This is a genomic window from Chromobacterium sp. LK11, from assembly GCF_001043705.1.
Classification (GTDB): Bacteria; Pseudomonadota; Gammaproteobacteria; order Burkholderiales; family Chromobacteriaceae; genus Chromobacterium; species Chromobacterium alkanivorans.
On record NZ_LDUR01000013.1, the window covers coordinates 44326 to 70376 of the forward strand.

Here is a 26051-nt window from a genome sequence, read left to right on the forward strand (position 1 = left end):
ACGATGCAGTCAACAATGGAGAATGGGGATGGTGAAGAAACAAGGATGCATGCTGCTGGGCGCGGCGCTGGCTTTGGCCGGCGCGGCTTCGGCCAAGGATTTGACGGTGATTTCCTACGGCGGCGCCAATAAGGACGCCCAGGCCAAGGCCTATTACGCGCCATTCCAGAAGAGCGCCGGGCTCAAGCTGGTCAGCGGCGAGTACAACGGCGAAATGGCCAAGCTCAAGGCGATGGTGGACACCAAGAGCGTGTCCTGGGACGTGCTGGAAGTGGAATCGCCGGAACTGGTGCGGGGCTGCGACGAGGGCCTGCTGGAACGGCTGGACTACGCGCGCATCGGCAATAAGGCGGATTTCGTGCCCGGCGCGGCCCAGCCCTGCGGCATCGGCATCTTCGTCTGGTCCACCGCGCTGGCCTACAACGCCGACAAGCTGAAGACCGCGCCGGCGGGCTGGAAGGATTTCTGGGACGTGAAGAAATTCCCCGGCAAGCGCGGCCTGCGCAAGGGCGCCAAGGGCACGCTGGAGATCGCCTTGCTGGCCGACGGCGTGGCGGCCAAGGACGTTTACCCGGCGCTGGGCACCGCGGCCGGCGTGGACCGCGCCTTCAAGAAGCTGGATCAGATCAAGCCCTATCTGCAGTGGTGGGAGGCCGGCGCCCAGCCGCCGCAATACCTGGCTTCCGGCGATGTGGTGATGAGCTCCGCCTTCAACGGCCGCATCGCGGTGGCGCGCAAGGAGGGCAAGAATCTGAAAGTGGTGTGGAACGGCAACCTCTACGACTTCGATTACTGGTCGATTCCCAAGGGCACGCCCAAGCGCGATCAGGCCTACCAGTTCATCGCCTTCGCCAGCAAGCCGGAAAACCAGAAGGTCTATTCGCAGAACATCGCCTACGGTCCCAGCAATAAGCGGGCGATTCCGCTGCTGGACAAGAGCGAGCTGCCGGATCTGCCCACCGCGCCGCAGAACATCAAGGACGCGCTGAAGATCAATCTGGAATTCTGGGCCGACCACGCCGAGAGCTTGGAACAGCGTTTCAACGCCTGGGCGGCTAAGTAAGCGCTCGTCCTTCATTTAGCGGAGGCCGCCTTTCGGCGGCCATAACGGAGTAAGGTCATGACGGCTTCCACGGTATCCCATTCCCGCGCGTCCGCGCCGGACGAGCGGCCCCTGAAGGCGCGGCTGGCCCGGGCGGAGCGGCTGGGCAAGCTCAAGTCGCTGGCGCTGGTGGCGCCGCTGCTGTTGTTCCTGTTGCTGACCTTCATCGTGCCCATCGGCGCGCTGCTGCTGCGCAGCGTCGACAATCCCGAGGTGGCGGGCAACTTGCCGCGGACGGTGCGGGCGCTGGCGGTCTGGGACGGCAAATCGCTGCCGCCGGAAGCGGCCTACCGCGCGCTCGTCGACGACGTGAGCCTGGCCGGCGAGCGGCAGACGCTGGGCGACCTGGGCAAGCGGCTGAACATGGAAGTGCCCGGCTACCGCAGCCTGCTGGGCAAGACCGCGCGCGCCTTGCCGCTGGAGCCGGCGCCGGCCTCGTTCAAGCAGGCGCTGACCGAGCTGGACGAGCGCTGGGGCGATCCGGCCTACTGGCTGGCGATACGCCGCAACCAGTCCGCCTACACCCCTTACTATCTGCTGGCGTCGCTGGATCACCGCATCGACGACCTGGGCGAGCTCAGCCGCGCGATGCCGGATCAGGGCATTTACCTGAGCGTGTTCGCCCGCACCTTCTGGATGAGCCTGGTGGTGACCGCGCTGTGCCTGCTGCTGGCCTACCCGCTGGCTTATCTGCTGGCCAGCCTGCCCACGCGCCGCAGCAATCTGCTGATGATCATGGTGCTGCTGCCGTTCTGGACCTCGGTGCTGGTGCGGGTGGCCGCCTGGATCGTGCTGCTGCAGTCAGGCGGCCTGATCAACGCCGCCTTGATGAGCCTGGGCCTGATCGAGCAGCCGCTGCAGCTGGTGTTCAACCGCGTCGGCGTCTACATCGCCATGGTGCACATCCTGCTGCCCTTCATGATTCTGCCCATCTACAGCGTGATGAAGGGCATCTCGCCCAGCTATTTGCGCGCGGCGATCTCGCTGGGCTGCCATCCCTTCGCCAGCTTCTGGCGGGTGTACGCGCCGCAGACCGTGGCCGGCGTCGGCGCCGGCTGCCTGCTGGTGTTCATCCTGTCCATCGGCTACTACATCACCCCGGCCTTGCTGGGCAGCCCCAACGACCAGATGGTCAGCTATTTCGTCGCCTTCTACACCAACACCACCATCAACTGGGGCATGGCCACCGCGCTGGGCGGCTTGCTGCTGGCGGCCACCTTGCTGCTGTACGCGGTTTACCACCGCCTGGTGGGCAGCGAGCGGCTGCGGCTGGGCTGAAGCGCAGCCTGGATAGCCGCTTGGACCAAACCGATACTGGAGAGCCAAACCGATGCCAAGCCATCACACCTTGCCGGAAGAACGTTTGTGGTTTTACCTGCACCGCCTGCTGAGCGGCCTGACGCTGCTGTTCCTGGTGCTGCCGGTGCTGGTGATCATCCCGCTGTCCTTCAACGGCAGCGCCTTCCTGGTCTATCCGCTCAACGGCTTTTCCCTGCGCTGGTACCAGGAGTTCTTCTCCTCGGCGGAGTGGATGCGCGCCTTGCAGAACAGCCTGATCGTCGCGCCGCTGGCCACCGTGCTGGCGATGACGCTGGGCACGCTGGCCGCCATCGGCCTGACCCGCGCCGAGTTTCCCGGCAAGGGCCTGCTGATGGCGGTGCTGATCTCGCCGATGGTGGTGCCGGTGGTGATCGTCGGCGTGGCCGGCTATCTGTTCTTCGCGCCCTTGGGCATGGACAACAGCTATCTGACGCTGGTGTTGCTGCACGCGGCCTTGGGCGTGCCCTTCGTGGTGATCACCGTCAGCGCCACGCTGCAGGGCTTCAACCGCAATCTGGTGCGCGCCGCCGCCAGCCTGGGCGCGTCGCCGCTGCGGGTTTTCTTCAAGGTGACGCTGCCGCTGATCGCGCCGGGGGTGATCTCCGGCGCGCTGTTCGCCTTCGGCACCTCCTTCGACGAGGTGGTGGTGACGCTGTTCGTCGCCGGGCCGGGCCAGACGACGCTACCGCGGGCGATGTTCAGCGGCATCCGCGAAAACCTCAGCCCCGCCATCGCCGCGGCGGCCACGCTGTTGATTGGTTTCTCGGTGCTGATGCTGCTGACGCTGGAGTGGTTGCGCGGCCGTTCCGAGCGCTTGCGCAGCCGGCCGGCCGGCTGAGATGGGCTTGGCCCTACTTTGGGAGGGGTTGAAATTCGGCCAGTGTGCCGCACACTAGCGGAGTCACTCACCCCTGAACCCAAATAAGGAATTCCCACATGGCTACCGTTACTCTGCGCGGCAATCCGGTTGAAGTGGCCGGCGCGCTGCCGGCCAAGGGCCAGCAAGCTCCGGCGCTGACCCTGACCTCCGCCGACCTGGCCGAGGTCAAACTGGACAACTATGCCGGCAAGAACAAGGTGCTGAACATTTTCCCGAGCGTGGACACCCCCACCTGCGCGATGTCGGTGCGCAAGTTCAACGAACGCGCCGCCAAGCTGGCCGACACCGTGGTGCTGTGCGTATCCGCCGACCTGCCGTTCGCGCAGAAGCGCTTCTGCGGCGCCGAGGGCATCGACAATGTGGTGACCCTGTCCACCTTCCGCAACCCGCAGTTCGCCGCCGACTACGGCGTCAAGCTGGCCTCCGGTCCGCTGGCCGGCCTGACCGCCCGCGCGGTGGTGGTGCTGGACAAGGACAACAAGGTGCTGCACAGCGAGCTGGTGGCCGAGATCGGCGAAGAGCCGAACTACGACGCCGCGCTGGCCGCGCTGTAAGCTGCGTCCGCAAATCAAACCCGCCGGTATGAATCGGCGGGTTTTTTTGCGCCCGGCGCGGATGCCGAAGCCGGCCGGCGGGCGCGGGCTTGCCCCGCAAGGCAAGCCCTTCCAGGGCATGCGCAACTCAGCGGTTCGACGCGCCGCCGCCAGGGCAAAATAATCCTATAGTGGAGCCATCACCGCGGCTTTAAATTTATTTTTTCAAAAGATTCGACCTTGAGCCATACGACGCGGGCGCGGCTTAACGGCCCAAGCCGTTACGCCGCCGCATGCTCAAACCAGATCGCGCCCATGCTCGCGCGACGGAACCCGGCTGGAGGACATATGGCTAAGCGGCTACTCTTTTCCCTCATATTGCTGGGGTGCGCGCCGGGCTGCTTGGCGGAGCAGGCCCTGTCTTTGCAGTATCGAGACAAACCGCCCTACAGCTATAGCCAGAATGGAAAACCGGCAGGTTTTTTATTGGAGCGGACCATTGAAATCTTGCACCGCGCGGCGGTGTCGGCGGAGTTTGAGGAAGTGCCCGCCAAACGCATTCTCAACAATATCCAAGCCAATAAGAAACTGATTTGTTCCCCCGGCTGGTATAAAACGCCGGAGCGCGAGGCCTTTGCGCTGTTTTCCTCGGCCATTCACCAAGACAAGCCGCACCTGGTATTGGCCAATATCAAATCCGCAAAAAACATCCAAAAATTCAGCACGCTAAAAGCGCTGTTCGCCAGTCCTGAATTCAAGCTGGGCAAAGTGGCCGGCGTTTCCTATGGCCCTGAATTGGATGCGATGATTGAGCACGCCGCCGCCGCGGTGATGGATTCGACGGTGACGCCGGGCGAACTGGCGCAAATGATCGTTTCTCAGCGCGCCGACTATATGCTGATCGATGTCGAGGACTACAAATACTTGCTGCAGAAAAAAGAAATCGATGCGAAAAAACTGACGATCTTGTCTTTCAAAGACATTCCCGAAGGGCTCAAGCGCTACATCATGTGTAGCAAGCAGGCCAGCCCCGAACTGATGCAGCGCATTAATCAATCCATACTTCCTCTCCCCTGATTGGCCTGACGCCCGCGCGCGGCTATCCCGCGAATTACACGCCATGCTTATCTTCCCGCGGCTTGCGGCTCTCCCAATGCCTTGACGCCCCCTCCCAGCCTGTTTAGGCTTGGTCCCGCGTCGTGCTCAATCACGCGGCGCAGGGCTGGCAAGCCTATAACTAACTCTCCCGCAGACACGACAGTCCGCTTTGGCACCGTTACGTCTGCTGCCACGCCGTACCCATTCGGGGCGGGCCGTGGCAGGGAATCCGAAAGGATTGCCGGTTTTTGGTAGAGTTAGCCGGTCTTGCCACCTTGTCATGTGCCTGCCCTAGCCTCGCCTGGGCAGGTTTCCACAGATGACATGGAGACCGTGATGACCTTCTCTACCTTTCCCCCCGCCATGCCGCCTCCCGCCTGCCCCCATTGCGCAGGCCAAGCCGCCACACCCGCCGCTGCCCCGGTCATGGAGCAACTGCGCCTCTGCCTGCAACGCTTGCCCGTCGTTTCCTCCGACGAGGCGCTGCTGGGCGATCTGAGCTGGCAACTGAACCACTATTACATTGAGCTGGACTCCGCCCTGCTGCGCGCCGTGATGGACATGCGCGCCGCTCACACCGGGCTGCAGGCCTTGGTGACGCTGCTGGAGCGCCGCGACGAGCCGCTGCTGTTCAGCAGCGAGGAAGCGCTGGCCTTGCTGGAGCCGATACAGCAGCGCTTGAAACAAGGGCTGGAACACCTTAACGGCGTGCAGTGATGGCTATCAGAGAGAGCATTGCCATGATGAAGCTGCTGATCCAGCACCGCGACGTCCTCCAACGCGCCGCCAGTTTGATCTCCGCCTATGAAGAGCGCATCGGATCCATTGCGCTGACGGACGACCACCCGGACCATCCGGCGGACACCGCCGCCATCCATCTGGAGATCCGGCAGGCGCAGACGAGTTTTTACCTATGGGACAAATGGCGTGGCGAGCACGAACCAGCCCGCGTCGCCTTGTTGCGGATGTGGGCGTCCGGCAAGTGGACCAACCGCGACACCTGTGCGCGGGAATGCTATCGCCTGGCGGGCTTCAGCAATATAGTCACCGCCCGTCAGGCGCTGGTGGGCGCGCCGGCGCCGGAGCCTTTGGCCGTCCGAAGCCAGCCTGCGCTGTGGGTGAAACTGTAGGCGAACCCCGCCAACACGCGGCTGTTCGGCAGGTTTTGGGCGCCGAGGTCGTTTTCCGCGTGGGTATCGCTGCGCTCCTCCCACCCTACGGTTGGCGACGTTTGGGTAGGGTGGGTGGAGCCGTAAGGCGATACCCACCAACAGGCGGCTGTCCGGTCGGTTGATGGCGTCGCGTCCGCTTCCGCGTGGGTATCGCTGCGCTCCACCCTCCCTACGGTTGGGGGCGTTTGGGTAGGGTGGGTGGAGCCGTAAGGCGATACCCACCAATGCGCGGCTGCCCGGTCGGTTTATGGCGTCGTGTCCGTTTCCGCGTGGGTATCGCTGCGCTCCACCCACCCTACGGTTGGGGGCGTTTGGGTAGGGTGGGTGGAGCCGTAAGGCGATACCCACCAACAGGCGTCTATCCGGTAGGTTGATGGCGTCGAACCCGTTCCGCGTGGGTATCGCTACGCTCCTCCCACCCTACGGTTGGCGGCGTTTGGGTAGGGTGGGCGGAGCCGTAAGGCGATACCCACCAATGCGCGGCTGTCCGGTCGGTTTATGGCGTCGTGTCCGTTTCCGCGTGGGTATCGCTGCGCTCCACCCACCCTACGGTTGGGGGCTCTTGGGTAGGGTGGGTGGAGCCGTAGGCGATACCCACCAACGCACGGCTGCCCGGTAGGTTGATGGCGTCGTGTCCGTTTCCGCGTGGGCATCGCTTCGCTCCTCCCACCCTACGGTTGGCGGCGCGTGGGTAGGGTGGGTGGAGCCGTAGGCGATACCCACCAACAGGCGGCTATCCGGTAGGTTGATGGCGTCGTATTCGTTTCCGCGTGGGTATCGCTGCGCTCCTCCCTCCCTACGGTTGGGGGCTCTTGGGTAGGGTGTGCGGCACGTGGGTAGGGTGGGTGGAGCCGTAGGCGATACCCACCAACACGCGGCTGTCCGGCGGCCTGTGGCGTCGCACCCGTTTCCGCGTGGGCATCGCTGCGCGCCCCCACCCTACGGTTGGGGCCGCGTTGGGTTGGGGGAAGCCATCAGAACGTGTTCACGCCCTTGCGGGCGTGAAGGGTGCTTAATAGGGCTTATTGGGCAAGAACTTGCCGTCCAGGGTGATCACCGCGCGTTCGCCGCCGTCCGGGTCTTCCACTTTGCGGATGTCCAGCTTGAAGTTGATGGCGCTGATGATGCCGTCGCCAAATTTCTCGTGCACCAGCGCCTTCAGCGTGGTGCCGTAGATCTGGATCATTTCATAGAAGCGGTAGATGGTGGGGTCGGTGGGAATGCCGCCGGGTATGCTGCCGCGCAGCGGAATGGCTTGCAGTTGCAAGGCGTCGGCCGCGCTCAGGCCCAGCCGTTTGCAGACCAGCTCCGCGGCCGGCTTGGGCAGCGCGTGCTGGCCCAGCACGGCGGCGGTGACATAGGCCAGGCTGAGGCCGGTGTCGGCGGCCACTTGCTCCCAGCTCAGGTCTTTCAAGGCCTTGGCGGCGAGGGCGCGGGCAGTCAGTTCGACGCGGAGGTCCTGGCTGATGTTGGATTGTTGCATGGGATGGTCCTTTCTCTAGGGTTGGTGTCGGATGCGCCGGTTTCAGGCAGCGCGGGTCAGCGGAAAATCCGTCAGGGAAACGAAGCGCTGGCTGGCGTGGTCCAGGGCCAGGATGTCGCCGGTTTCGATGTCGTAGACCCAGCCGTGCAGGCGCAGCCGGCCTTGGCGCATCGCCAGCGCCACCGAGGGATGGGTCTTGAGGTTGGCCAGCTGGGCGACGACGTTTTCCCTGACCATGCCGTCCAGCCGCTGGCGGGCGCTGTCGTGGCTGCGCGCCGCGTTGACCACTTTGGCGGAGTCGGCGTGGCGCAGCCAGCCGGCCACCGCTGGCAGATGGTCCAGGCAGTGGCCGTTGGCGATCGCCGTCATCGCGCCGCAGTCGGAGTGGCCGCAGACCACGATGTCGGCGACGCCCAGCGCGGCCACCGCGTACTCCACCGAGGCGGTGACGCCGCCCGGCTCCGGCCCGTAGCAGGGCACGATGTTGCCGGCGTTGCGGATCACGAACAGCTCGCCGGGTTCTTGCTGAGTCAGCAGTTCCGGCACCACGCGGCTGTCCGAGCAGGTGATGAACAGCGCGCCGGGCGCCTGCTTGTCGGCCAGCTCGCGGAACAGCGCCGAACGCTGGGGAAAGGCTTCCTGTTGGAATTTCAGAAAACCGTCGATGAGGGTTTGCATGGCTTGCTCCTTGGCGGGGAAGGGATGCGCCAAGGATGAGGCTTTTTTTCTATAGGGTCCAAGACCGATATAAAATGATTTCCATAATTATTTCCTATAGTTTGGGCGCATGATTCTCCGACACATCCGTTATCTGCAGGCCGTGGCCGAGCACGGCAACTTCACCCGGGCGGCCGAGGCGCTGCATGTCTCGCAGCCCACGCTGTCGCAGCAGATCAAGCAACTGGAAGAGGCGGTGGGCGCGCAGCTGCTGGACCGCGGCGGGCGCACGGTGCGGCCCACCGACGCCGGCGTCGCCTATCTGGAATACGCGCGCCGCGCGTTGCGCGAACTGGAGGCGGCGCAGCGGGCCACCCGCGATGTCGGCGATCTGTCGCGCGGCAGCCTGCGGCTGGCGATGACGCCGACTTTCGCCAGCTATCTGCTGGGGCCGCTGGCGGCGCGGCTGCGCCGTCTCTACCCCGGCATCGAGCTCTGCGTGCGCGAGGCGACGCTGGACGCGATCGAGCTGGCCTTGCTGGAGGACGAGATCGACGCGGGGATCGCCTTCGATCAGGCGCGCTCGGCGGAGATCGACGCGCGGCCGCTGTTCAGCGAAACCCTGGCCGTGGTGGTGGGCGACAGCCACCTGTGGCGGCGGCAGACGGAGGCGGTCGGCGCGGAAGCGCTGGCGCGGACGCCCTGGGCGCTGTTGAGCGCGGACTTCGCCACCCGCGGCCACATCGATCGTTATTTCCGGGAGCTGGGCCTGAAACCGCGGATCGCGGCGCAAGCCAACAGCATCGGCGCGGTGATGGAAATCGTCCGTCACAGCGATTGCGCCACCATTCTGCCGCGGGCGATCACGCGCCAGCACCCGGAGCTGGGCGCGGTGGGCTTGCGAACGCCGTTGCCGGCGCGCAGCGCGGCGGTGCTGACGCGCAAGGCCGCCTATCGCAGCGCCGCTTTGCGCGCGGCATTGCCGGTGTTGGAAGCTTTGGGAGAGGAGTTGGGCGCCGAGGGCGTGGAGCGGGGGGAAGGCTGAGAGAGGCGCGGGCGGCGCGGGGCCGCCCGCGACGGAGGCCGGCTGAGCGGCCTCCGGGAGGGGCTTAAGCTTGCTGGCCGGCCAGCTTGCCGCGCGGCGCGTTCTCGGCGGCCGCCATGTCGGCGACGGCGCGGGCGTCGTGCTCGGCGTCCAGATAACGGGTGCGCCAGCCGCTGTTGACGCCCCAGTAGTAGAAGGCCAGCGACACCACCGCCACCACCGCCATGTCGGGGCCGTAAGGCAAGAGGCCGATGCCGCCGAAGTCCCGGCTGCCGATGTAGGACAGCAGCGCCATCGTCGGCAGGTAGAGCACCATCCACAGCGCGCCCTTCAGTTCACGGCCGAATTCCGGCCAGCCGGCGCGGGCCTGATACCAGAAGTAGACCGGCAGCGCGGCCACGATCAGGAAGATGATCTCGCCGGTCAGCGGCCAGCGCGCCCAGTACAGCACCAGGGACGCGCAGACGAAGGCGAAGGGCGCGATCACGCCGAGGCCGGCCAGGCGCAACGGGCGCGGCAGGTCGTCGGCGCAGCGGCGCAGCGCGGCCACGCTGATCGGGCCGGTCAGGTAGGAAATCACGGTGGCCACCGAGATCACCGCCGCCAGCGTGCCCCAGCCGCGGAAGAAGAACAGGAACACGAAGGAGATCGCCAGGTTGAACCACATCGCCGGACGCGGGATCTGGTACAGCGGGTGGATGCGGCCGAAGATCTCCGGCATGGTGCCGTTGCGCTGCATGCCGTAAATCATCCGCGAGGTGGTGGCCATATAGGTGGCGCCGGTGCCGCTGGGGCTGACGAAGGCGTCGAAATACAGCAGCAGCATCAGCCAGTTCAGACCCAGCGCCATCGCCAGTTGGGCGAAGGGCGAGCTGAAGTTCAGGCCTTGCCAGCCGTGGGCCAGGTCAGACGGCGACAGCGCGCCGATGAAGGCCACTTGCAGCGCTACGTAGATCACCGCCGCCAGCAGGATGGAGCCGACCACGCCGAAGGGCACGCTCTTGCCCGGGTTGCGGGCTTCGCCGGCCAGGTTGATCGGGCTCTGGAAGCCGTTGAAGCTGAACACGATGCCGCTGGTGGCCACCGCCGTCATCACGCTGGCCCAGCCAAACGGCGCGAAGCCGCCGGGGGTGTCGCCGCCGAGGTTGCCGGGGTGGAAGCCGCTGTAGATCAGCGCGCCCACGGTCAGCGCCGGCACGATCACCTTGAAGATGGTGATGGCGCTATTGGCCTTGGCGAACAGGCGCACGCCCCAGTAATTGAGCATGAAGTAGACGATGACCAGCAGCGCGGACAGCATCAGGCCGGGCGGGGTCAGTTCGCCGTTGGAAAACAGTTGCTGGGCCCAGGGGTAGGGCCAGGAGCTCATGTATTGCACCGAGGCTTCGGCCTCGATCGGAATCACCGAGACGATGGCGATCCAGTTGGCCCAGCCGGCGATGAAGCCGAGCAGGGAGCCGTGGGAGTAGCGGGCGTAGCGCACCATGCCGCCGCTTTCCGGGAACATGGCGCCCAGTTCCGCGTAGCTGAGGGCGATGGAAAGAATGATCACCATGCCGACTATCCAGGCGACGATGGCGGCCGGGCCGGCGATCTGGGCGGCGTGGGCGGCGCCGAACAGCCAGCCGGAACCGATGATGGAGCCCAGGCCGGTCAGCATCAGGGCGACGGGGCCGATATGGCGGGAGTGTTGCTGCGTCAAAGGTATCTCCTGTCTAAAGAACCTGTTTGCGATCTCGCGAGCATAGAGCGAGGCAAGACGAAAACAGCTTCTAAAAACCCGACGGCCCGGTGGAGTCAGCTCCGGACGCGGCGGGCAAGCGATGGGGACAAGTTCCGGCCACGACGCGCCCGCCCGGCCGTCCGCGGCGGAAGGCATGGCATGGTGAATGGCGGCGTGCTGGAGGCGCCGGCGCGGAGAGCGTCGGCGAGCTTGTCCCGGGTGCCGGGTGGACCCGGTCTGATGTGCTCTTTTATAAGAGGGGGCTAATCTACCTTTGCTTTTCATTACGGTATGTAACGAAATGTACTCGCTAGCTTATTTCAAACATGACAAAAGATTGAAAATGGCGAGCTAAAGGGCGATCTATTGCGCGTTTAGGCGAATGGCAAGCGTTTGGATGGAATAAATGCTCTATGTGAAGCCCGGCGGCAATTTACTGCCTAATTGCCGCCGGCGCGGCGCCTCAGGCCGGCTGCTGTCGCAAGGTCCAGCCCGGCGCGCCGTCGGCGGCGGCGTGGGCGGCGTCCGGCGCGTCGATGCGGAACCAGCTCAGGGTCTGGTTCAAATCCTGGGCCGCGTCGGCCAGGTGCTGCATCACCGGCGCGGCTTGCTGCATTTGCTGATCGATGGCGGCGGCCAGATGGGCCACTTCGTGGCCGTGCTGGCGGATGTCGCCGCCGGCGCGCGCCTGGGCGGCGCTGTGCTCGCGGATATCGGCCATCAGCCGGTTCAGGCGTTCCAGCCCGGCGTCCACTTGCAGCAGCGCCTGGTCCAGCGCCTGTTGCGAATCCAGCTTGTCGGCGCAGGCGTCGCCGGCCTGCTCCAGCGCGGCGTGCAGCGAGCCGGTGGCTCCCTCCACCCGGCCCAGCGCGTCGAAGATGCTGCCGGTAGCGGCGCGGGTGCGCTCCGACAATTTGCGCACCTCGTCGGCCACCACGGCGAAGCCGCGGCCGCTTTCGCCGGCGCGCGCGGCTTCGATCGCGGCGTTGAGCGCCAGCAGATTGGTTTGTTCGGCCACGTCGCGGATCAGGCCGCTGACGCCGGCGATGTCGTCCAGGCTGTGCTGGAGCTGGCGCATTTCCGTCTGCGCGCAGCCCATATTGTCGGCCAGCGTCCGCATCGCCTCGGCGTTGCGCCGGCCCAGTTCGCGCGCGCGTCCGGTGTCGTCCGCCGCTTGCCGGGTGTGGGCGTCCGCCTGCAGCAGATGGCCGGCCACGGTCTGGGCGCTGTCGGCCACCGCGTGGGCGGCCTCGTTGCTCAGCTTGGCCTTGGCGCTTTGCTGGCGGCTGGCGTCGGCCACCTGCAAGGTCAGCAATTGCAGGCGCTGGCAGTCGCCGCCGCTGCGGCGGGCGTCGGCCTCCACTCGGCGCAGCAAGTCGCTCAGCTTGTTCAGGAACTGATTCAGGCGGGCGGCGGTGGCGGCCAGCTCGTCGCGGCCCTGGGCCGGCAGCCGCATCGCCAGATTGCCTTCCCCCAGCGCGTCGGCGGACGCCGCCATCGCCTGCAGTTGCCGCTTCAGCCGCCGCGCCAGCGCCAGCTGCATCGCCGCCACCACCAGGCTGGCCAGCGCCAGCGGCCCCAGGGTCAGCCAGGCCAGGCCTTGCAGCGTGTCCTGCAATTGCGCGGTCTCCTCGGCCAGCCGCCGCTGTTCCTGCGTCTGCTGGCGGTCCAAGAGCGCCGCCAGCGGCTGCAGGCTTTGCTGCCAGGCTTGTTCCGGAATGGACAGCGCGTCCTGCGGCGCGGTCTCGGCGATGGCCAGCGCGCTGCTCAGATTGCGCTCGTAATCCTGCCACAGCCGGCCCACCGCCTGACGGAAGGCGGCGGCTTCATTGGCGGGCAGGCCGGCGGCGATGTCGCCGGTCAGCCGCGCCACGGTCAGGCTGGTTTCCCGCAGCCGCGCCGGGCTGTCCGGCAGCAGCGGGTCCAGCCGCGACAGCTGCAGCACGCCGGCCTTGAGCTGGTACAGGCTGGCGCTCAATTGCTGACGCGCGCTGTGGCGGTCCACCGCGCGGGTCAGGCCGCTCAGCTGCTGCCCGGTGAGGAGGAGAGCCAGCGCCAGGCTGGCGAGAGTGAAGAAGATGGTCAGCCACAGGCGTTTGGCCAAAGTCATGATGATGTCGTGCGTTGCGATGCGGGAGAGCCGCAGTCTAGGCGCGCCGGATGACGGCAGGATGACATGAAGATGAATTGTCCCGGCGCGAAGCGTTTCGCCGCGACCATTCTTTGCCGACGCTGAGCGGCGATGCGGCTAAAATAGCCGGGTTTGTCATTTAACTTGGTTGTTGGCTTATGACTTTGCTATCCCCGGACCAGTTGGAACACGCGCTGTGGGCGTCCACGGAGCTGCTGCGCGAGCAAGTGGACCTGTACGACTACAAGAACCATGTGTTCGGCCTGTTTGTGCTCAAGCGCCTCCACGATGTGTTCGCGGAGCGGGTGCAGGCGCGGGTGGCGGCCGAGGGCATGAGCCGCAAGCGCGCCGACGGCGTGGTGCAGGAGCAATACGGCGTCTATCCGCAGCACGCGCGCTGGCCCGGCCTGCAGGAGCGAAAGAAAGGCATAGGCGAGGCGCTGGACAAGGCGGTGGCCGCCATCGAGGAACATCATCCGGCGCTGGCCGGCGTGCTCAGCGTGGCGCAGTACCAGGGCCACAAGCGCTTGAGCGACGAGGTGCTGCATCCCTTGATGAACCATATCGGCGCGCTGAAGCTGGGCGACGCCGATCTGGAGGACCCGTCCCGGCTGGGCGAGGTCTGCGAAGGGCTGGTGCGCCGCTACGCGGCGGAGTCCGGCAAGCGCGGCGGCGCTTTTTCCACGCCGGGGCCGGTCAGCCAGTTGCTGCTGCGGCTGGCGGAGCCGCAGCCGGGCCAGAGCCTGTACGACCCCAGTTGCGGCGCGGCCGGCACCTTGCTGGATGCCTGGCGCATGCTGGGCGCGCGGCCGGGCGGGCGCCTGCCGGACGGCCGCGTCGCGCTGGAGTTGTTCGGCCAGGAAAAACTGCCGGCCACCTGGGCGATGGCCAAGCTGTGCGCGTATTTCCACGGCGTGGACATGAGCCTGGAACTGGGCGACACCCTGGTGGAGCCCAGGCATCTGACCGCGGAGGGCTGGCTGCCGCGTTTCGACCGCATCGTGGCGCAGCTGCCGTTCACGGTGAAGAACTGGTGGACGCCGCTTGAGGCCGAGGCGGCGGAACCGCCGCCGACCGACGGCAAGAAGCGCCGGCGCAAGCGCCCTCCCGCCGAGCCCAATTACAAGAAGCTGGTCGATGAGCACAAGCGCTTCGGCTACGGCGTTCCGCCGCGCAGCTTCGGCGATTACGCCTTCGTCCAGCACGTGCTGGCCACCTTGAAGGAGGACGGCCGCGCCGCGCTGGTGATGCCGCACGACGTGCTGTTCCGCGACGGCGACGAGGGCCGCATCCGCAACGGCCTGCTGTTCGGCAGCCAGGGCCAGTCCGGCGACCGCATCGAGGCGGTGATCGCCTTGCCGCCGGCGCTGTTCTACGGCTCCGGCATGCCCACCTGCGTGGTGGTGTTGAACAAGAACAAGCCGGCGGGCCTGCGCAACAAGGTGATCATCGTCGACGCCAGCAAGGAGTTCGGCCGCGGCCGGGTGCAGAACACGCTGCGGCAGGAGGACATCGAACACATCCTGCGCGCTTATCGCGCCGCGGTGGAGCAGGAGGCGGAGGAGCCGGACTATCTGCGCCTGGTGGGGCTGCGCGAGATCAAGCAAGGCCACCGCGGCAATCTGAACGTGCAGCGCTACTTCGCCCAGGACGAGGCGGCCGAGGTGGTGGACGCCGAGGCGCTGGCCACCGAGCTGGCCGCCTTGCAGGAGCAGGAACAGGCGCTGGACGCGCGGCTGGCGGCCTTCTTCTCCGAAGAAGGGGGCTGGCAGGCGGAGGCGGGCGAGCTGGAGGGCTGCCTGGCCTTGACGGACGAAAAACTGGACTTGCTGTCCAGCCAGTACGCGGCCAAGCGCAAGCTGCGCCCCAGCGGCATCCAGACCTTGCTCAACCGCGGCTACGGCACGCGGCGCATGGGCAAATGGAGCCCGCATCAATCGTTCAAGCCCAGCCCGCTGGGGGTGATTCCCGGCAACTGGGAGGTGTGCAAGCTGGGCGAGCTGGCGGCGCCGCTGGCGGCCACCGCCGAGGGCGAATTGCTGGAGGCCACCGAGGACGGCGGCTGGCGCCGGGCCGGCGCGGGCGTGGGCACGACGCTGCCGCCCAACGCTTTCGCCTTCGATCCGGCGCGCCTGTATCAGGGCGCGCTGGCGCGCCACGCCGGCGACGCTCCGGCGCTGGCGACGGCGGAGCAGCGGGCTTTCGCGCTGGACGAGGCGCGGATCACGCCGGCTTTCCTGGAGTGCTACCGCCAGTCCGAAGGGTGGCGCTTCTGCCTGGAGCGGCTGGGCGCGGCGGTGGAGGGCGTCGAGTTCGGCTTCGAGGCGCTGGCGGAAATGCCGTTGCCGGTGCCGCCTCTCAGCGAGCAGCGCAAGCTGGTGGAGGAACTGGCGCGCCAGGACGAGGCCTTGCTCGTCCTGCAACAGCGGCTGCTGCAATGGCAGGCGCGGCGCGACGCGCTGTTGGCGGCCTTCCCGGCGGAAGACTGAGGGCCGGCCGCCGTCGCGACGGCGGCTTATTTCTGCCAGTAGGTCTTGACGTTGACGAACTCGTACAGGCCGAACTCGGACAGCTCGCGGCCGTAGCCTGAGGATTTGACGCCGCCGAAAGGCAGGCGCAGGTCCGAGCTGGTGTGGCGGTTGATGAACACGCTGCCGGCTTCGATCTGGCGCGCCAGCGACCAGGCGCGTTCCTTGTCCGCGCTGTAAATGCTGGCGCCCAGGCCGAACGGGGTGTCGTTGGCCAGCCGCAGCGCGTCGGCCTCGTCGCTCGCGCGCAGGATGCTGGCCACCGGGCCGAACACTTCTTCGTGATAGACGCGGCAGTCCGGATTGACGCGGTCCAGCACCGTGGCCGGATAGAAGAAGCCGGGCGTGGCCGGCATCTGTCCGCCCAGCCGCAGCTCGGCGCCGTGGGCGACCGCGTCCAGCACCTGGGCGTGCAGCGCTTCGCGCAGATCGGCGCGGGTCAGCGGCGATAAGGTGGTGGCCGGGTGGCGCGGGTCGCCGGCGCGCAGTTTGGCGGCTTCGGCGCAGAAGGCCTCGATGAAGGCTTCGGCGATCTCCGGCACCACGATCATGCGCTTGGCGGCGTTGCAGCTCTGGCCCGCGTCGCGGAAGCGGGAGTTGGCCGCGTCCTGGGCCGCGGCGGCGACGTCAGCGTCGGCCAGCACGATGAAGGGATTGCTGCCGCCCAGCTCCAGCACGGTTTTCTTCAGATGGCGGCCGGCCAGCGCCGCGATGGCGCGCCCGGTCTGGGTGGAGCCGGTGAAGGCCACCGCGTCGCACTGGCGGACGGCTTCTTCCACTTGATCATGATCTATCCAGGCCACGTCCAGCACCGCCAGGCCGGCGGCGCGCGCCAGCTCCAGCAGGCGCAGGGTGGATTGCGGGACCGACGGCGCCGGCTTCACCAGGCAGGCGTTGCCGGCCATCAGCGCCGGCACCGCGAAGCGCAGCACCTGCCAGATCGGATAATTCCACGGCATCACCGCCAGCACCGTGCCCAGCGGTTCGAAAGCCACGCCGCTGCGGCTGGCCTGGGTGGGGATTTCCAGCGAGGCCAGCAACTCCGGCGCCAGCTGGGCGTAGTAGCGGATCAGCTGGGCGGACTTGTCGATTTCGGCCAGGCATTCCGCGGTGCGCTTGCCCACCTCCAGCGTGACCAGGCCGGCCAGTTCTTCGCGATGGGTTTGCAACTGGTCGGCCAGGCGCAGCAATTGGCCGGCGCGTTCGGCCACGCTCAGCTCGCGCCAGTGGCGCTGCGCTTCCCGCAGTTGGGCGAGGGCGGCGGACAGTTGGGCTTCCGGCCAGGCGGCGCGGGTGTAGACGACTTCTCCTGTGGCGGGGTTGCAGCTGGTAAAGGCGGTCATGACATGCGGTATCGATTTCAAGCAAAGACACAATGTAGCAAAAATCCCCGGGGGCGGGGGTGAGCGACGTCAATTCCGCGGCGCTTTGCCATTTATATTTCTAATTTGAATAAATGATTAAATTTATAGTTCTTTAGGTTTTATGTGACTTGCTTATAGACTGGTTCGCAATCGCCAGGCAGTGGCGTTGACGGATGGCGGGATTCAGAGGCAAGGCATGATTGAAATAGAGAACTTATACAAGCATTACCGGGTGGACGGCCGCGACGTGCCGGCGCTGGACAATGTCAGCCTGCGGGTGGCCAAGGGCGAGGTGTTCGGCATCATCGGCCGCTCTGGCGCCGGCAAGAGCACGCTGGTGCGTTGCCTGAATCTGCTGGAGCGTCCGGACCGCGGCGCGGTGAGACTGGGCGACACCGATCTGACCGCTTTGGACGGCCGGCAATTGCAGCTGCGCCGCCAGCGCATCGGCATGGTGTTTCAGCACTTCAATCTGCTGAAGTCGCGCACCGTGGCCGCCAATGTGCGTTTTCCGCTGGAACTGGCCGGCGGCGTGTCCGCGGCCGATATGGACGCCCGCGTCGAGGAGTTGCTGGCCCTGGTGGGCCTGTCCGGCCACCGCGACAAATATCCGGCGCAGTTGTCCGGCGGCCAGAAGCAGCGCGTCGGCATCGCCCGCGCGCTGGCCAATCATCCGGAACTGTTGCTGTGCGACGAGGCGACCTCGGCGCTGGACCCGGAAACCACGGACGCCATCCTGGCCTTGCTGGCCGACATCAACCGCCAGCTGGGCCTGACCATTGTGCTGATCACCCACGAGATGCGCGTGATCCGCCAGCTATGCGATCAGGTGGCGGTGCTGGACCACGGCCGCGTGGTGGAGCAGGGGCCGGTGCTGGACGTGTTCCTGCATCCGCAGCACGAGGTGACCCGCGGCCTGCTGGCGGAAACCGGGCTGTATCAGGAAGAGGCGCGCCAGACCTGGCAGCAGCGCGTGGGCGCGCCGTTGATCAAGCTGACCTTCGTCGGCGATCCCACCTTGCAGCCGGTGCTGGACGTGGTGGGCAAGGAGGCGGGCGCCCGCTTCAATCTGGTCAGCGGCACGCTGTCCGAGATCAAGGGCACGCCATTCGGCCAATTGGTGGCCGGCGTGATCGAGTCGGAGGCCCCGCTGGAGAGCCTGCCGGAATTATTCGCCCGTCAGGGCGTGCGTTGCGAGGTGCTGTGATGGAAGGTTTCGACTGGGCCCAATTACTGAGCATGGACTGGCTGGAAATCGGCCAGGCCACGCTGGACACCTTGACCATGCTGGGCGCTTCGCTGCTGTTCACCGTGCTGTTCGGCCTGCCGCTGGGCGTGGTGCTGTACGTCAGCTCGCCGGGCCAGTTGCTGGCGCGGCCGCGGCTGTACGCGACGCTGTCCTTCCTGGTCAATGTGTTCCGTTCCTTGCCCTTCGTGATTTTGCTGATCGTGATGATTCCGCTGACGCTGAAGCTGGTGGGCACTTCTATAGGCGTGGCCGGCGCGATTCCGCCGCTGGTGGCCGGCGCCTCGCCCTTTTTCGCCCGCTTGGTGGAAAACGTGCTGCGCGAGGTGGACCGCGGGGTGATAGAAGCCAGCCAGTCCATGGGCGCCAGCCTGAGTCAGATCGTGCGCCACGTGTTGCTGCCGGAAGCCTTGCCCGGCCTGGTGGGCGCGGCGACGGTGACTACGGTGGCGCTGGTGTCCTACACCGCGATGTCCGGCGTTATCGGCGGCGGCGGCCTGGGGGATCTGGCGGTGCGTTACGGCTACCAGCGTTTCCAGACCGAGGTGATGGTGGTGACCGTGGTGTTGCTGCTGTTGCTGGTGCAATTGATCCAGAGTTTCGGCGACCGGCTGGTGCTGCGCTGTCAACGCGGCTGAGCGCAGCGCGCATCGGCCGCCATCGGAAACTCGAACAGATTTGAATCCAAAACCTGTGTTGAATAGAGGAAAACGCATCATGAAAAAGAATATCGCTCGCTTCGCCTTTACCGCCGTGACCGCGCTGTGGGGCGCGCAGGCGCTGGCCGCCGATCCGGTGACCGTCACCGTGGCCGCGTCCCCGGTGCCGCACGCCGAGATACTGGAAGCCTTGAAGCCGACCCTGGCCAAGCAAGGGGTCAAGCTGGAGGTGAAGGTGTTCAACGACTATGTGCAGCCCAATCTGCAAGTGTCGGAGAAGCGCCTGGACGCCAACTTCTTCCAGCACATCCCCTATCTGGACAAGTTCAACAAGGACCGCGGCACCAAGCTGGTGGTGGCCAGCAAGCCGGTGCACATCGAGCCGTTCGGCGCTTATTCCAGCAAGTTCAAGAAAGTGGCCGACCTGCCCAAGGGCGCGACCGTGGCCATTCCCAACGACCCGACCAACGCCGGCCGCGCCTTGCTGCTGCTGGATCAGGGCGGCGTGATCAAGCTGAAGGACCGCCACAATCTGTATCCGACGGTGAAGGACATCGCGGCCAACGCCAAACAGGTGAAGATCAAGGAACTGGAAGCCGCCACCCTGCCGCGCGTGCTGCCGCAGGTGGACCTGGCGCTGATCAACGCCAACTACGCGCTGGAAGCCAAGCTCAATCCCAAGCGCGACGCGCTGTTCATCGAAACCACCTCGCCGTACGCCAATCTGCTGGTGGCGCGCGCCGACAACAAGGACAGCGCCGGCGTGAAGAAGCTGGCTGCCGCGCTGGCCAGCCCGGAAGCGCGCAAGTTCATCGAGAGCAAGTATCAGGGCGCGGTGATCCCGGCGTTCTGAGCCTCTTGTTGAGCCGCCCGGCATCTCTGGGTTTGAACGACAAAGCCCCGCTCCGCGGGGCTTTGTCTTGTCGGCGTCTTCAGCGCCGGTTCATGTCGCGGCGAGATCGGCCGGCCTCTCTCCGGTCAGGAAGTAGCGGATGGTTTCGCTGACGCTGCGCATCGCGTCGCCGAAGGGCAGCGGATCGGCGCCGCGGAAGAACAGGCCCTTGCCCACTTCGCCGCGGAAGGCGGCTGCCAGTTTGAGGTCGATGCAGAACTGGCCCATCTTGGCCACGCCGTCGCGCAAGCCGCAGGCGCTCAGGCAATTGAGGCTTTGGGTGCAGCGCGCCGGATCGGGCTTGGCGTTGGCCTGCAAGATGGCTTCGCGCTTCAGATAGCTTTTCAGGAAGGGCGTCAGCACCCCGCGCGCCGGCAGGCCGGCCACGCTCATGAATTCGGCGATGTCTTCCGGCTTGGCCTCGGCCAGCGTGCGCTTGAAGTTGTCGTGGGCGTCGCCTTCGCGGGTGACGGCGAAGGCGGTGCCTATCTGCACCGCAGACGCGCCGAAGTCCTGGATGCAGGCCTTCATCTTCTCGAAGCTGTTGACGCCGCCGGCGACGATCAGCGGGATGCGCTCGCCCTCCAGCTGCAGGCTTTTGAACAGCTGGCGGCTGTCTTCCAGCACTTTCTGGAAGCTGAAGCGTTCGGCGTCCAACTCGGCGAGGCTGGCCGCGCCCAAATGGCCGCCGGCGTGCTTGGGATGCTCGATGACGATGGCGTCCGGCAAGCGGCCTTTCTTCATCCAGCGCTTGAGCACGATGCCGATGCCGCGCGCCTCGGACAGGATGGGAATCAAGGCCACCTTGGGAAAGTCCGCGGTCATGTCCGGCAGGTCCAGCGGCAGGCCGGCGCCCATCACCACCGCTTCGGCGCCGGATTCGCAAGCCTGGCGCACATAGTCCGGGTAGGAGGCCACGGCCTTCATCACATTGACCGCCACCATGCCGCGGCCCTGGGCGTAGGTCAGCGCGCCCTTCACTTCGCGATCCAGCGCGATCAGGTTGAGGCGGTCCAGCTCGGCCTGGCCGCGCGCGTATCGCGACTGCTCGACCAGGTCGGCGTGCAGATGGCGCAGATCGACGCTGGCCACGGTGCCCAGCGCGCCCTCGCGCGCGACGTGGCCGGCCAGGCTTTTGGCGGAGACGCCTATGCCCATGCCGCCCTGCACGATGGGCAGCAGGGCGCGTTGTCCTATTTGCAGGGGAGCGTAGAGCGGAATGTTTGTGGTCATTTAGCAACGATGCCGGTACGGATGAATAACTAGGCGATCTTAGGCGCGGCGGGATTGAGAGTCTTTGCTCTAGAGCAAAAAACTAAGGATGGCTCGCTTTTTAACGCGGGAAAAAGATCGATGCTTCAATGACTTGTGCGGTTGTCGTGGGCGGAGTCGGCACGCAAACTTTTGATTTTAGTAAGGATATTTTTAGTTAAGTCATTGTGGTGCGCCTGAATATTCACTTGGAATTAATTGGCGGGAAGGGATGGCGCGGCGGAAGTCTTGCCCCGCCCAGGGCAAGGACCTTCTGCTTTTCCCCGCCTTAGCACATTCTCAAAAATCGACTCCTGTCCATTTGGTCAGATTTCCCGGTTCAGTCCTGCTCTTACAGTGCCCGTGCCGGTAACGTGATGATTGGAGAAAATAAAATGGCGCATTTCTTTCCACTGGAGTTGGGCGGTTTGCTGATGGAGAAGGTCAACGCGACGCCTCATGAAATCGATTTGCTGAAGTTTCGTCATCAAGTGTTCCGCGAGCAGCTGCAGTGGGTGCCGCTGCGGCCGGACGGACTGGATCTGGATGATTATGACGCGTTCTCAGACAATCTTGCGGTGATCGCTCAGAACCAAGTGGTGGGGTCGGCTCGTTTCACGCTCGGCGATCGGCCGTTCATGATCGAGAAGGAGTTTGCCCGTTTGCTGGCCCCGGGAGAGCGCATCCGCAAAGGCGCGGGGTGCGGCGAAATCACTCGCTTCGCGGTGGGCAAGTCGATTTCCGGCAGCGAGACGAGAGCGATTGCGCGCTTATTGTATCTGAGCTTATGGGAGTGGTCGCGCGCCAACGAGGTGCGTTGGTTGTATTTCGTGGTGGAGCCGTCTTTTTATCGGCATCTGTCCAGGATGGGCTTCCCGATACTGCCGGTGGGCGTACCGAGGCCGCTTGACGGCGGGGTGATGTCGGTTGCGGGCTGCTTTGACTGGGAGCAGGCTGATCCGGAGTTCGTCAAGTCGCTGCGACGGGAAGTCGCGGCGCCAAGAGAATGCGTCCGTTCCTGGATGGAATACGACCGTGCGCATGCTCCCGCGTGGGCTTAATCCTCAGCTAATCGCTGACCTGCAGTCCGGGCGGCGGCAACAAGTGCATGCCAAGCACGATGGCGTGGGTGCGGTTGTTGGCGTTCAACTTGCGGATGACGTTGGCGACGTGGAACTTCACCGTGCGTTCGCTGATGTCCAGAATGGTGGCGATTTCCCAATTGGTCTTGCCGCGGCTCATCCAGTGGAAAATATCGTATTCACGCTGCGATAGCGGCATGGAGCTGGGCGTGGCCGGGGCCAGATTGGCGATGCGCACCGCGGCTTGGTGCAAGTGGGGCGTCAGACATTCCAGCATGGCGACCAGATTGGGGTCGGAGCTGGCGTCCTTGCCGCTGACGGAGAAAATGCAACCCAGATTATTGCGTTTGGAGGCGGCGCTGAAGGTGACGCCGCTTTCCAGTCCGACGGTGGCTGCCTCGGCGATGAATTTGCGTTCTTCCTTGCCCTTGGCGCGGCTGAATCGTTCCTGCCATTGCACCGGGCCGCTGCCCAGATGGATCTTCAGGATGGGATCGTGCTGGGCGTAGTTTTCCTCCATGTAATGCTTCAGCCATTCCGTGGGATAGCTGACATTCAAGACCCGCTCCAGCCGCTGAATCTGTTGGTGCTGGTTGATGCGTCCCAGCGCCAGGACCATATGCTCGGAGGGCGCCTGGCTGAGCAACATGTCCAGAAACGCCCTGAGCTCGGCTTCGGTTTCGATTTGTCCGGCAAGGTGAATCCATTCCAGCAACGTCCATTGCTGACTCGCGGACAAGCCGCTGGGCAGCGGCCGTGCTATCGCGGAATTTGAGATGACCATGAGCAAATCTTTCTTGATCTTGTGGTTTTACGCTGCTGGATAGTAGCCCACATGCAAAAGGCATGGGAAGCGCTAACTCCTTGTTCTGGTGCCAAGAACAGCGACTGTTGCATTCGTCGCCGACATTATAACAAATTGCCTGTCCAAAAATCCGTAAGTAGAAATAATTATATTGATCAATGACTTAATTGGTGCTATTTGACGGGGGGCAAACTAGGGGGGAAGTCGGGGCGTCATAAGGGAGACGCTTGGACAAGCCGGGAAAACTGGACCTTCTGTCAGTGTTCCCGATAACTGAAGCGCTGGAACAAAGGCGCGATCTCTTCTATCAGCTTCGGCGCCGGCCAGCCGGCGGGAGCCGGGAGCAAGGCGGCGGACGGCGGAGGGCGCAGCCGCTGCCAGTGGTAGTCGGCGACGCCCAGCGCGGCCAGCCGCCGCGCCAGCGCGGCCAGCTGCGCTTCGCTGTGCCAATGCGGATGTATGCTGCTGCGACATTCAAAATTGCTGTTGTTTTGCAACAGACAGTGCAGCGCCGCCTCGGCCTGCTCGCCGCTGCGGGGCAAGCCGGTCAGCGCCGGATAGGCGCAAAAATCGGTCTTGATGTCCAGGCCGACCCAATCCAGCAACGGCAGAACCCGCCGCAAGCGCTGCGGGTACGCGCCGCCGGTATGCAGGCCGGTGGCGAAGCCCAGCGCCCGGGTCTGTACCAGCAGCGCCGGCAGCGCCGGCTCCTGCAACGGTTCGCCGCCGGAGAACACCACGCCGTCCAGCAGGCCGACCCGGCTTCGCAGCCAGTTTAGAATCTCCGGCCAGCGGGTCTCGCCGTCTTTGCGTTGCAGCAGGTGCGGGTTGTGGCAATAAGCGCAGCGCCAGGGGCAGCCGGCAAGGAAGACCACCGCGCACAGCTTGCCCGGCCAGTCGCAGTTGGAGAACGGCGTCAGCCCGCCGATGCGGGCTGCTGCGGGCTCAGCTGCCTGCGCGTTCACTGAAGCAGACCCGTTCGTCGAATTCGCCGCGCTTGCCGATATTGAAGGACTGCACCGGGCGGTGATAGCCCATCACGCGGGTCCAGACTTCGCAGCGGGTGCGCTGTTCGTCCTGGAGCGGAGCGGCGTCTTGGCCGGGGATGCGGGTGGGGGGAGTCATGAGCTTTCCTTTCTTGAGGGCTTATGAAGGCTGGCGCGCCAGCAGTTCCGCGTCGCAGCGCGGGCAGAATTCGTGGTGGCCGGACAGATAACCGTGTTTGGGGCAGATCGAGAAGGTGGGCGTCACCGTGATGTAGGGCAGGCGGAAACGGGACAGCGCGCGCCGCACCAGTTCGCGGCAGGCGTCGGCGCTGCTGACTGCTTCGGTCATATAGAGATGCAGCACGGTGCCGCCGGTGTATTTGCGTTGCAGCAGTTCCTGGCGTTGCAAGGCCTCGAAGGGGTCGTCGGTGAAGCCCACCGGCAGCTGGCTGGAATTGGTGTAGTAAGGATGGGCGTCGCTGCCGGCTTGCAGGATGCCGGGGTAGCGTTTGCGGTCTTCCTTGGCGAAGCGGTAGGTGGTGCCTTCCGCCGGCGTCGCTTCCAGGTTGTACAGGTGGCCGGTGCTTTCCTGGAATTCGACCATGCGCTGGCGGATGTGGTCCAGGTAGTCGCAGGCCAGTTGGTGGCCTTCGTCGCTGGTGATGTCGATGCGGTCGGCGCTGTAATTGCGGATCATTTCATTGATGCCGTTGACGCCTATGGTGCTGAAGTGATTGCGCAGCGAGCCGAGGAAATGACGGGTGTAGGGATAAAGGCCGTCGTCTATCCGCGCCTGCACTTCGCTGCGTTTCTTCTCTAGCGCGTCGCGGGACAGTTCCAGCAGGCGGTCGGTTTCGGCCAGCAGCCCGGCGTAGTCGCCGGCGAAGCGGTGGCCCAGGCGCGCGCAGTTGACGGTGATGACGCCTACGGAGCCGGTTTGCTCGGCGCTGCCGAACAGGCCGTTGCCGCGCTTGAGCAGTTCCCGCAAGTCCAGTTGCAGCCGGCAGCACATACTGCGCACCATTTGCGGCTCCAGGTCGGAGTTCACGAAGTTCTGGAAGTAGGGCAGGCCGTATTTGGCGGTCATTTCGAACAAGAGGTCGGTGTTTTCGCCGTGCCAGTCGAAGTCGCGGGTGATGTTGTAGGTGGGGATGGGAAAGGTGAAGGAGCGGCCTTTGGCGTCGCCGGCCAGCATCACTTCGATATAGGCGCGGTTGATCATGGCCATTTCGCGCGCGCAGTCGCCGTAGCGGAACGGCATTTCCTCGCCGCCTATCACCGGGATCTGCTCGGCGACGTCGTCCGGGCAGGTCCAGTCGAAGGTCAGATTGGTGAACGGCGTCTGGGTGCCCCAGCGGCTGGGCACGTTGAGGTTGTAGATCAGTTCCTGAACGCACTGGCGCACCGCGGCGTAATCGAGTCCGTCTTTTTTGACGAAGGGCGCCAGGTAGGTGTCGAAGGAGCTGAAGGCCTGGGCGCCGGCCCACTCGTTTTGCAGGGTGCCGAGGAAGTTGACGATCTGGCCGCAGGCGGAGGACAGGTGGCGCGGCGGCGCGGATTCCACCTTGCCGGGGATGCCGTTGAAGCCATTTTGCAACAGGGTGCGCAGCGACCAGCCGGCGCAATAGCCGGACAGCATGTCCAGGTCGTGGATGTGCAGGTCGCCCTGGCGGTGGGCGAGCGCCGCTTCCGGCGCCAGCACCCGCTCCAGCCAGTAATTGGCGGTGAGTTTGCCGGCGATGTTGAGAATCAGGCCGCCCAGGCTGTAGCCCTGATTGGCGTTGGCGTTGACCCGCCAGTCGGCCCGGTCCAGATATTCGTCGATCGCGGAGATGGCATCCACCATGGCGGTGGGCGCGGAGGCTGTGCTCATTTCTATATCTAGTGAAGTTATCGAATGATCGCCACTATAAATTGTGTTTTATCGCTTGTGTGCCTGAGGTGGCGATAACTTGACGCGGATCAAGCGCGGCGCTTTTGGCGATGGCGGGGGCTGGGTTTTAAGGCGAAAACCTGGCCATTGGGAGCGCAATGTCGTGTTGTTTGCGACAGCGCATGACTTATGCTGGATTGGGGCCGGTGGCGGCGCTCAAG

The 26051-nt window shown here is 65.2% G+C and carries 21 protein-coding genes and 1 pseudogene; 13 read left to right on the plus strand and 9 right to left on the minus strand.

The window, feature by feature from the left end; all coding sequences use genetic code 11:
* The first annotated feature begins 28 nt into the window (after positions 1–28).
* The 7 genes from VK98_RS09060 (at position 29) to VK98_RS09090 (ending at position 6063) form a co-directional block, all read left to right on the plus strand.
* On the plus strand, positions 29–1063 hold the full coding sequence (locus tag VK98_RS09060) for an ABC transporter substrate-binding protein (RefSeq protein WP_048413727.1): 1035 nt from the start codon (positions 29–31) through the stop codon (positions 1061–1063).
* 57 nt (positions 1064–1120) lie between these two features.
* The gene (locus VK98_RS09065) at positions 1121–2380 is read left to right on the plus strand and encodes an ABC transporter permease (RefSeq protein WP_048413728.1); all 1260 of its coding nucleotides are present in this window, start codon (positions 1121–1123) and stop codon (positions 2378–2380) included.
* A 52-nt stretch (positions 2381–2432) separates the two neighbouring features.
* Positions 2433–3260, plus strand: coding sequence for an ABC transporter permease (locus VK98_RS09070; RefSeq protein ID WP_048413729.1), 828 nt, complete (start codon positions 2433–2435; stop codon positions 3258–3260).
* A 98-nt stretch (positions 3261–3358) separates the two neighbouring features.
* Positions 3359–3856 carry a thiol peroxidase gene (gene tpx / locus VK98_RS09075; RefSeq protein ID WP_043594076.1) on the plus strand — a complete coding sequence of 166 codons (498 nt, stop codon included), beginning with the start codon at positions 3359–3361 and terminating at the stop codon, positions 3854–3856.
* Positions 3857–4075: 219 nt separating this feature from the next.
* The gene (locus VK98_RS09080) at positions 4076–4912 is read left to right on the plus strand and encodes an ABC transporter substrate-binding protein (protein WP_156187801.1); all 837 of its coding nucleotides are present in this window, start codon (positions 4076–4078) and stop codon (positions 4910–4912) included.
* A gap of 447 nt (positions 4913–5359) precedes the next feature.
* Complete coding sequence (locus VK98_RS09085) at positions 5360–5650, plus strand: hypothetical protein (protein WP_048413730.1); 291 nt, start codon at positions 5360–5362, stop codon at positions 5648–5650.
* A 23-nt stretch (positions 5651–5673) separates the two neighbouring features.
* Positions 5674–6063, plus strand: coding sequence for a hypothetical protein (locus VK98_RS09090; protein ID WP_197083007.1), 390 nt, complete (start codon positions 5674–5676; stop codon positions 6061–6063).
* Between the two features lie 1054 nt (positions 6064–7117).
* Here the strand turns inward: VK98_RS09090 and cynS are convergent.
* Both cynS and VK98_RS09100 read right to left on the minus strand, forming a co-directional pair.
* Positions 7118–7588 (minus strand): cyanase, encoded by a 471-nt coding sequence (gene cynS, locus VK98_RS09095; RefSeq protein WP_048413732.1) that lies wholly within the window; start codon positions 7586–7588, stop codon positions 7118–7120.
* Between the two features lie 42 nt (positions 7589–7630).
* Positions 7631–8266, minus strand: coding sequence for a carbonic anhydrase (locus tag VK98_RS09100; RefSeq protein ID WP_048413789.1), 636 nt, complete (start codon positions 8264–8266; stop codon positions 7631–7633).
* A gap of 109 nt (positions 8267–8375) precedes the next feature.
* Here VK98_RS09100 and cynR point away from each other — a divergent pair, with 109 nt between their 5' ends.
* On the plus strand, positions 8376–9290 hold the full coding sequence (gene cynR, locus VK98_RS09105; RefSeq protein WP_048413733.1) for a transcriptional regulator CynR: 915 nt from the start codon (positions 8376–8378) through the stop codon (positions 9288–9290).
* A 64-nt stretch (positions 9291–9354) separates the two neighbouring features.
* On the opposite strand, the gene VK98_RS09110 is transcribed toward cynR, so the two are convergent.
* A complete protein-coding gene (locus tag VK98_RS09110; RefSeq protein ID WP_197083008.1) occupies positions 9355–10992 on the minus strand; it encodes an APC family permease in 1638 nt (545 codons plus the stop codon).
* A 484-nt stretch (positions 10993–11476) separates the two neighbouring features.
* Complete coding sequence (locus VK98_RS09115; protein WP_048413734.1) at positions 11477–13123, minus strand: methyl-accepting chemotaxis protein; 1647 nt, start codon at positions 13121–13123, stop codon at positions 11477–11479.
* A 179-nt stretch (positions 13124–13302) separates the two neighbouring features.
* On the opposite strand from VK98_RS09115, the gene VK98_RS09120 reads away from it, so the two are divergent.
* A complete protein-coding gene (locus VK98_RS09120) occupies positions 13303–15633 on the plus strand; it encodes an N-6 DNA methylase (RefSeq protein ID WP_053077301.1) in 2331 nt (776 codons plus the stop codon).
* Between the two features lie 26 nt (positions 15634–15659).
* Here VK98_RS09120 and VK98_RS09125 read toward each other — a convergent pair whose 3' ends face one another.
* Positions 15660–17015 (minus strand): aldehyde dehydrogenase family protein, encoded by a 1356-nt coding sequence (locus tag VK98_RS09125; protein ID WP_048413735.1) that lies wholly within the window; start codon positions 17013–17015, stop codon positions 15660–15662.
* Positions 17016–17232: 217 nt separating this feature from the next.
* On the opposite strand from VK98_RS09125, the gene VK98_RS09130 reads away from it, so the two are divergent.
* The 3 genes from VK98_RS09130 (at position 17233) to VK98_RS09140 (ending at position 19794) form a co-directional block, all read left to right on the plus strand.
* A complete protein-coding gene (locus VK98_RS09130; protein ID WP_048413736.1) occupies positions 17233–18243 on the plus strand; it encodes a methionine ABC transporter ATP-binding protein in 1011 nt (336 codons plus the stop codon).
* On the plus strand, positions 18243–18920 hold the full coding sequence (locus VK98_RS09135; protein ID WP_048413737.1) for a methionine ABC transporter permease: 678 nt from the start codon (positions 18243–18245) through the stop codon (positions 18918–18920). The genes VK98_RS09130 and VK98_RS09135 overlap by 1 nt, the downstream gene beginning before the upstream one ends.
* 79 nt (positions 18921–18999) lie before the next feature.
* Positions 19000–19794 carry a MetQ/NlpA family ABC transporter substrate-binding protein gene (locus VK98_RS09140; RefSeq protein ID WP_048413738.1) on the plus strand — a complete coding sequence of 265 codons (795 nt, stop codon included), beginning with the start codon at positions 19000–19002 and terminating at the stop codon, positions 19792–19794.
* 90 nt (positions 19795–19884) lie between these two features.
* Here the strand turns inward: VK98_RS09140 and VK98_RS09145 are convergent, their stop codons facing one another.
* The gene (locus VK98_RS09145; RefSeq protein ID WP_048413739.1) at positions 19885–21066 is read right to left on the minus strand and encodes a nitronate monooxygenase family protein; all 1182 of its coding nucleotides are present in this window, start codon (positions 21064–21066) and stop codon (positions 19885–19887) included.
* A 413-nt stretch (positions 21067–21479) separates the two neighbouring features.
* On the opposite strand from VK98_RS09145, the gene VK98_RS09150 reads away from it, so the two are divergent.
* Positions 21480–22145 carry an acyl-homoserine-lactone synthase gene (locus VK98_RS09150; RefSeq protein WP_048413740.1) on the plus strand — a complete coding sequence of 222 codons (666 nt, stop codon included), beginning with the start codon at positions 21480–21482 and terminating at the stop codon, positions 22143–22145.
* A gap of 7 nt (positions 22146–22152) precedes the next feature.
* On the opposite strand, the gene VK98_RS09155 is transcribed toward VK98_RS09150, so the two are convergent.
* From VK98_RS09155 to VK98_RS09170, 3 genes and pseudogenes are all read right to left on the minus strand, one after another.
* Positions 22153–22950, minus strand: a complete 798-nt coding sequence (locus VK98_RS09155; protein ID WP_081862609.1) for a LuxR family transcriptional regulator — start codon at positions 22948–22950, stop codon at positions 22153–22155.
* 278 nt (positions 22951–23228) lie between these two features.
* Positions 23229–23936 (minus strand): anaerobic ribonucleoside-triphosphate reductase activating protein, encoded by a 708-nt coding sequence (locus VK98_RS09160; RefSeq protein WP_048413741.1) that lies wholly within the window; start codon positions 23934–23936, stop codon positions 23229–23231.
* A pseudogene (locus VK98_RS09170) lies at positions 23917–25830 on the minus strand (ribonucleoside triphosphate reductase). The gene VK98_RS09160 and the pseudogene VK98_RS09170 overlap by 20 nt, the downstream one beginning before the upstream one ends.
* Positions 25831–26051: the final 221 nt, after the last annotated feature.

Bases quoted from the DNA above. Each gene is read 5' to 3' on its own strand.
- VK98_RS09060 (WP_048413727.1), top strand. From the start codon at position 29: ATGGTGAAGAAACAAGGATGCATGCTGCTGGGCGCGGCGCTGGCTTTG.
- VK98_RS09065 (WP_048413728.1), top strand. From the start codon at position 1,121: ATGACGGCTTCCACGGTATCCCATTCCCGCGCGTCCGCGCCGGACGAG.
- VK98_RS09070 (WP_048413729.1), top strand. From the start codon at position 2,433: ATGCCAAGCCATCACACCTTGCCGGAAGAACGTTTGTGGTTTTACCTG.
- tpx (WP_043594076.1), top strand. From the start codon at position 3,359: ATGGCTACCGTTACTCTGCGCGGCAATCCGGTTGAAGTGGCCGGCGCG.
- VK98_RS09085 (WP_048413730.1), top strand. From the start codon at position 5,360: ATGGAGCAACTGCGCCTCTGCCTGCAACGCTTGCCCGTCGTTTCCTCC.
- VK98_RS09090 (WP_197083007.1), top strand. From the start codon at position 5,674: ATGATGAAGCTGCTGATCCAGCACCGCGACGTCCTCCAACGCGCCGCC.
- cynS (WP_048413732.1), bottom strand. From the start codon at position 7,588: ATGCAACAATCCAACATCAGCCAGGACCTCCGCGTCGAACTGACTGCC.
- VK98_RS09100 (WP_048413789.1), bottom strand. From the start codon at position 8,266: ATGCAAACCCTCATCGACGGTTTTCTGAAATTCCAACAGGAAGCCTTT.
- cynR (WP_048413733.1), top strand. From the start codon at position 8,376: ATGATTCTCCGACACATCCGTTATCTGCAGGCCGTGGCCGAGCACGGC.
- VK98_RS09115 (WP_048413734.1), bottom strand. From the start codon at position 13,123: ATGACTTTGGCCAAACGCCTGTGGCTGACCATCTTCTTCACTCTCGCC.
- VK98_RS09120 (WP_053077301.1), top strand. From the start codon at position 13,303: ATGACTTTGCTATCCCCGGACCAGTTGGAACACGCGCTGTGGGCGTCC.
- VK98_RS09125 (WP_048413735.1), bottom strand. From the start codon at position 17,015: ATGACCGCCTTTACCAGCTGCAACCCCGCCACAGGAGAAGTCGTCTAC.
- VK98_RS09130 (WP_048413736.1), top strand. From the start codon at position 17,233: ATGATTGAAATAGAGAACTTATACAAGCATTACCGGGTGGACGGCCGC.
- VK98_RS09135 (WP_048413737.1), top strand. From the start codon at position 18,243: ATGGAAGGTTTCGACTGGGCCCAATTACTGAGCATGGACTGGCTGGAA.
- VK98_RS09140 (WP_048413738.1), top strand. From the start codon at position 19,000: ATGAAAAAGAATATCGCTCGCTTCGCCTTTACCGCCGTGACCGCGCTG.
- VK98_RS09145 (WP_048413739.1), bottom strand. From the start codon at position 21,066: ATGACCACAAACATTCCGCTCTACGCTCCCCTGCAAATAGGACAACGC.
- VK98_RS09150 (WP_048413740.1), top strand. From the start codon at position 21,480: ATGGCGCATTTCTTTCCACTGGAGTTGGGCGGTTTGCTGATGGAGAAG.
- VK98_RS09155 (WP_081862609.1), bottom strand. From the start codon at position 22,950: ATGGTCATCTCAAATTCCGCGATAGCACGGCCGCTGCCCAGCGGCTTG.